The organism is Leptotrichia sp. oral taxon 879 str. F0557 (assembly GCF_000469385.1).
GTDB lineage: Bacteria > Fusobacteriota > Fusobacteriia > Fusobacteriales > Leptotrichiaceae > Leptotrichia > Leptotrichia mesophila.
The window spans coordinates 857-6,101 of the sequence record NZ_KI271353.1; the positions used below are offsets into that span (position 1 = coordinate 857).

At 28.7% G+C, this 5,245-nt stretch carries 4 protein-coding genes; 1 reads left to right on the forward strand and 3 read right to left on the reverse strand.

Features of this window, described 5'->3' with window-relative positions; translation table 11 throughout:
- Positions 1-212 precede the first annotated feature (212 nt).
- Complete coding sequence (locus HMPREF1552_RS10730; RefSeq protein ID WP_021745220.1) at positions 213-1,289, forward strand: Xaa-Pro peptidase family protein; 1,077 nt, start codon at positions 213-215, stop codon at positions 1,287-1,289.
- Positions 1,290-1,635: 346 nt separating this feature from the next.
- Here HMPREF1552_RS10730 and HMPREF1552_RS10735 read toward each other — a convergent pair whose 3' ends face one another.
- The 3 genes from HMPREF1552_RS10735 to thrC all read right to left on the reverse strand — a co-directional run bounded on the left by HMPREF1552_RS10735 (position 1,636) and on the right by thrC (position 5,130).
- Positions 1,636-2,289, reverse strand: a complete 654-nt coding sequence (locus HMPREF1552_RS10735; RefSeq protein WP_021745221.1) for a DUF4240 domain-containing protein — start codon at positions 2,287-2,289, stop codon at positions 1,636-1,638.
- A gap of 121 nt (positions 2,290-2,410) precedes the next feature.
- Entirely contained in the window at positions 2,411-3,019 is a 609-nt protein-coding gene (locus HMPREF1552_RS10740; protein WP_021745222.1) for a DUF2278 family protein, read from the reverse strand.
- 617 nt (positions 3,020-3,636) lie between these two features.
- On the reverse strand, positions 3,637-5,130 hold the full coding sequence (gene thrC / locus HMPREF1552_RS10745; RefSeq protein ID WP_021745224.1) for a threonine synthase: 1,494 nt from the start codon (positions 5,128-5,130) through the stop codon (positions 3,637-3,639).
- Positions 5,131-5,245 lie beyond the last annotated feature (115 nt).

Consider the following 5,245-nt stretch of genomic DNA (forward strand, 5'->3'; position numbering starts at 1 on the left):
AGTTCTATTTTTCTTTTATAAGAAAGTTTTGCGTCAAGCCAGAGTGCAGAGGTATGGTGTTTGATACCTCTGCGTTAAAAAAGCTAATATAACTAAAATTTAAGGAAAAATAAGCATTGATTGAAATCTTTTAGAAAAAATAAATAGAAAAAATTTTGAATTTGTGTTACACTTTAAAAGTAAAAAAATTTTAATAAAAAAGAGGAAAAAATATGGAAAAAAGAACTGAAAAATTATCAAGAATTTTAAATGAACTGAACATTGATGGATTATTCATTACAGACTTGTATAATCTTCGATATTTTACTGGATTTACTGGGACAACTGGAGTTGCTCTTGCGACAAAAAACGGAAATTTTTTCTTTTCGGATTTTAGATACAAGACACAAGCGACTAAACAAGTTAGTGAAATGGGATTTGAATTTGTGGAAGTCTCACGTGGCTCACTACAGACAGTTGGAGAATATATAAAAAAATTTGGTCTAAAAAATGTGGGATTTGAAGATGTGAATGTCTCATTTTCTCTTTATCAAACGATAAAAGACATTTTTAAAGTAGAATTAGTACCAGTTGGAAATAAACTTGTAATGGAAAGAATGGTAAAATCAGAAGAAGAAATTGCACTTATTAAAAAGGCTGTAGAAATTAGTGATGTGGCATTTTCAGAAGCTTTAAAAATTATAAAGGAAGGCGTTTCTGAAAAGGAAGTTTCTTCGTATATGGAATACATTCAAAGAAAACTAGGTGCTGATGATCGTTCATTTACTACAATTTTTGCCAGTGGATACCGTTCAGCTATGCCGCACGGAGTAGCTTCTGATAAAAAGATTCAAAAGGAAGAATTTATTACAATGGATTTTGGGGCATATTATGAAGGATATGTGTCAGATATGACAAGAACTGTTTACTATGGGGACAATATTTCTGATAGACATGTAGAAATTTATAATACTGTTCTAGAAGCGCAAATATTGGGTGTAAATACTATAAAAGAAGGAATCATGTCAGATGATGTTGACAAAGTTGTTAGAAACTTTTTAACTGAAAAAGGATACGGCGAGTATTTTGGACACGGATTAGGACACGGAATCGGTGCTGAAATTCATGAATTACCTTACTTGTCAAGCGCTTCACATATTGAACTGAAAGAAAATATGGTTGTAACTTCTGAACCAGGACTTTATTTTGATGGATGGGGCGGAGTTAGAATTGAAGATGATGTTGTAGTTAAAAAAGATGGTAGAGAAATATTAAATAAAAGTAATAAGGAATTAATTATTTTACATTAATTCTATTTTCGATTTACATAACAAATTTATTACAAGCTTTTTCAATAAAATATAAAAAATTAATATTTAAAGATAATTGAAATATAATTTTTAATAAACCGACGGAGCTTTTATTTGTTCAGCTACGACTGTCTGACGACTGGAAGGAGGAGTTTCGGAGTTGGACAAATAAAAGTCGTAGTCTAGCCATAGGTTGTAGGATTTGCGGCAATGAGCAATCCTACGAAAGTAAATAAAGAAAAAATATAATAAAAATAGTAAAACTGTTGTTAAAAAAAATAATTCAATACTAAATTTCATTAGAGAAGAGGGAATGTCCCATAAATTGAGACACTCCCTCGTTTTTTTAAAAGTACATTTTTTTAAATAATGTTGGACACACTTCTTTCATACTGTTTGGAAATTTTGCACACCAGTGAAATATTATTTTTGGATATTTTTGGTTAATATAGCCTATTTTTCTTTTATAATTATTCAATTTTTTATTATAATTATCAATAAAATTATCTTGAAAAATAGTTTTACTGTTAATTTTGTAACTTTCCTTGCTTAAAATATTGTGTGAGCAGTTTTTTCTTGAAAAAGCATAGGCTGGGATAAAAGCAAAGTTTTCATTTTCAAAATAATTTGTCATAAATTTTGGTTCAAAAGATATATTTATATATTTTGATAAATTATCCTGATTTTTTATAATCGAATGATATATTTTTTCTCCCTGCGAGATTAACCATAGCCTAAAAAAATCAAAACTCCAGCTCGCTGTGTCACCGTTCACAAGATACGAGGCACACCACAACTTTTCATTATAACTTTCACGCATTAATTCAAATGTAATTATTTCAAAATCAAAAATTTCCTCATCTGTTTTTTTTGATAGAATATCTATTAAATAGTCTACAAACTCATTATTATTTTTAGCTTTTTTATGAGATATGGAAATGTATTTCCAAAACTCTTCACGTTTCATTTTAAGTTTTGTAGTAAAATTTCTTATAGACATCTTTGTCACACCTCTTTTCTTTTCTAACTTTTATATTTCCCCATATTTTATTAATTATTTTTATAAAAATTTATTTTAAAATCCATCTCATAAATTACGTCTAATTCTTATTAATCTGACTCTAAACACTTTCAGGTATATTCAAACTTTGAGTAATAAATGCAATAAATACAGCTGTAATCTTATTATCTCGTCTATTTCTAAAAAACAGCCCTCCATCAGAATACGACGCATCATTTTTCCTAAATTTATCCACACTTCCTTGATTCATATGAATATCATGCAACCCTTTCCCATTCGCATAAAGCCTTCCAAACGCAATTACCTCATAAACATCATTATTCATAGCCTGCACAACATTCTTCTCGATAATCCCTGTCAAGTAAATACTTGTTACATCAAACCCCTTCATCTGTATCATCTTTTCGTGTGGAAAAAGTTTCATTCTAATATAATCGAGATATAAATCCTTGTGACATTCTGTAATACCATTTTTTTGCAACAGCATTTTACGGACAATTCTCTTTCGGCAATTATAATTCTCATCATAATAAACCTTCAAATTGGAAGAAACAATTTCATTCATCTTCTCATAAATACTCCCAATATTAACCGCCAAATCAAATCTTTTCCCCTCATCATCCATCGCTACAATATGATAATGTGCCCTTTTATCAAAGTCGTACCATTTATCTATAACTTTTCCTCGAAACATCACATATTTTTCCATATTTTCCTCTTTACTGCATACCTGAACTTTTACTTTTTCTCATTATAAGTATAACATATTTTTTATGAAAGAAAAGGGTTTAAAATTTTTAAAAAATTATTAGAAACAAGTTCAGGTAGGGAAATAATCTACATTGATGTAACAGACTTTGACGAATATTACTACCGTGAATATGACTGGAGTAAAAGAAGAATATCTATTGAAAAAAAGAAAAGTAGATTAAGATATTCAAAAATAAATCTGGTTACTGAAAAAGTAGAGGATACACTAATTAATAAATGACTCAGAGAAATATTTTTAAGGTATATTGAAAAATTAAAGAAAGAGTATCCTGATAGTTATGGATAATACCAGATTTTATGGAAAAAGAATATTAGAAAAGAGAATTAAGAAAACGGGACATTATCTATTATTCCTTCTACGATATTTACTGGATTTAAATCAAATAAAAAAGCATGGGCTAGCCAAGTAAAAATTAGAAGACATAGCCCATAATTTTAATATGCTTATGGAGGATGAAAGTAATAAAAGTATATGAAATAACGGGAGAAATTTCAAATAAAATACTCAAGTGATAAATTTTAATAATTTCATAAAATAATCGATCGAGTATATTTTTATTTCAAATCTTTTATATATTTTTTTACAAAATCCTGAATATCAGCTTTATCAATTACATTCGAAAATCTTATTTCTGAATTTCTGACTTCTGTTAATTTTTCTGGGAATTTTACACCAGTAGTCTCTGATATTTCATCTAAAATTGTATAAGGATTTTTTGTTTCATCAATTCCCAATGCTTTTGCAATTGAAGTTGGGAATTTGAAAGGGTGTGCTGTTGACATTATTATAGTATGAGTATTTTTGTCTAAATTACTGTTATCTAATTTTTCATAAACAGAATAAGCAACTGCTGTATGAGGATCCATTAAATAATGATAATTTTCATACACACTCTTAATTGCATTTACAGTTTCATCGTCATTTGAAAACTCTCCATAAAATTCATTTTGAATATTTTTCAATTCCTCTTCATTTACAGACAATTCTCCTCCTGAAAGCAAGTTTGTGATTAATTCATTTACTCTTTCAGAGTTTTCATTTAATGCGTAATATAGGAATCTTTCAAAATTTGAAGAAAGAAGAATATCCATTGATGGCGAGTTTGTTGCGTAAAAATCTCTATTTCTATTATATATTCCAGTTTGGAAGAAGTCAGCTAGAACTTTATTTTTGTTTGAAGCCGAAATAAATTTTTTGATTGGTATCCCAAGTTTTTTGGCAATAAATCCAGCCAAAATATTTCCAAAGTTACCAGTTGGAACTACAACATTAAATTCCTCATTAGGTTTAATTGTTCCAGCCTTTACCAAATTTACGTAAGTTGATACATAATATATGATTTGTGGGAATAATCTTCCGATGTTGATAGAGTTTGCACTGGAAAACATTACATTATGATCGTTTGCATATTTTTTAAACTCTTCACTTGAAAAAATGACTTTTATGGCACTTTGAGCATCATCAAAGTTTCCGTTTATCGCAACTATTTCTACGTTGTTTCCAAGCTGTTTTCGCATTTGTTCTTCCTGCATCGGACTAACTCCATTTTTAGGATAAAATACGACAATGTTAATTCCATCAATATCTTTGAATCCTTCAAGTGCAGCCTTTCCAGTATCACCAGAAGTTGCAGCTAAAATCAATATTTTTTTATTTTCTTTTTGTTTTTCTTTACTTAAAAGCAGTAAATACGGGAATAATGAAAGAGCTAAATCTTTAAATGCCAATGTTCTTCCATGAAACAGTTCTCCGAAACTCACTTTTTCATTTAATTTATGTAAAGGGACAATATTTTCATTATTGAAAGTAGTGCTATTATATGCACTATTAACAGCTTTTTTTATTTCCGCATCTGAAAATTCGGTAAAAAATAGTTTTATAATTTTTTCTGAAAGTTCTTGATAAGATAAATTTTTCAGTTCATCATAAGTCAATTTCACTTCTGGCAATTTTTCAGGAATATAAAGCCCCCCGCCATTTGCAAGTCCATGTAATGTGGCAAAAGTAGAGTTTTGTAACTCACCGCCTCTTGTACTTTTATAATTCATAATTACACCTCTTTTTAATTATTTTGTTTATAAAGTATTATAACATAAAAAAATACCCCAATCAATTAAAATAGAGGATTTTCACGACAAACGCATGAATATTTTAAACTATTTC

Bases quoted from the DNA above. Each gene is read 5' to 3' on its own strand.
- HMPREF1552_RS10730 (WP_021745220.1), top strand. From the start codon at position 213: ATGGAAAAAAGAACTGAAAAATTATCAAGAATTTTAAATGAACTGAAC.
- HMPREF1552_RS10735 (WP_021745221.1), bottom strand. From the start codon at position 2,289: ATGTCTATAAGAAATTTTACTACAAAACTTAAAATGAAACGTGAAGAG.
- HMPREF1552_RS10740 (WP_021745222.1), bottom strand. From the start codon at position 3,019: ATGGAAAAATATGTGATGTTTCGAGGAAAAGTTATAGATAAATGGTAC.
- thrC (WP_021745224.1), bottom strand. From the start codon at position 5,130: ATGAATTATAAAAGTACAAGAGGCGGTGAGTTACAAAACTCTACTTTT.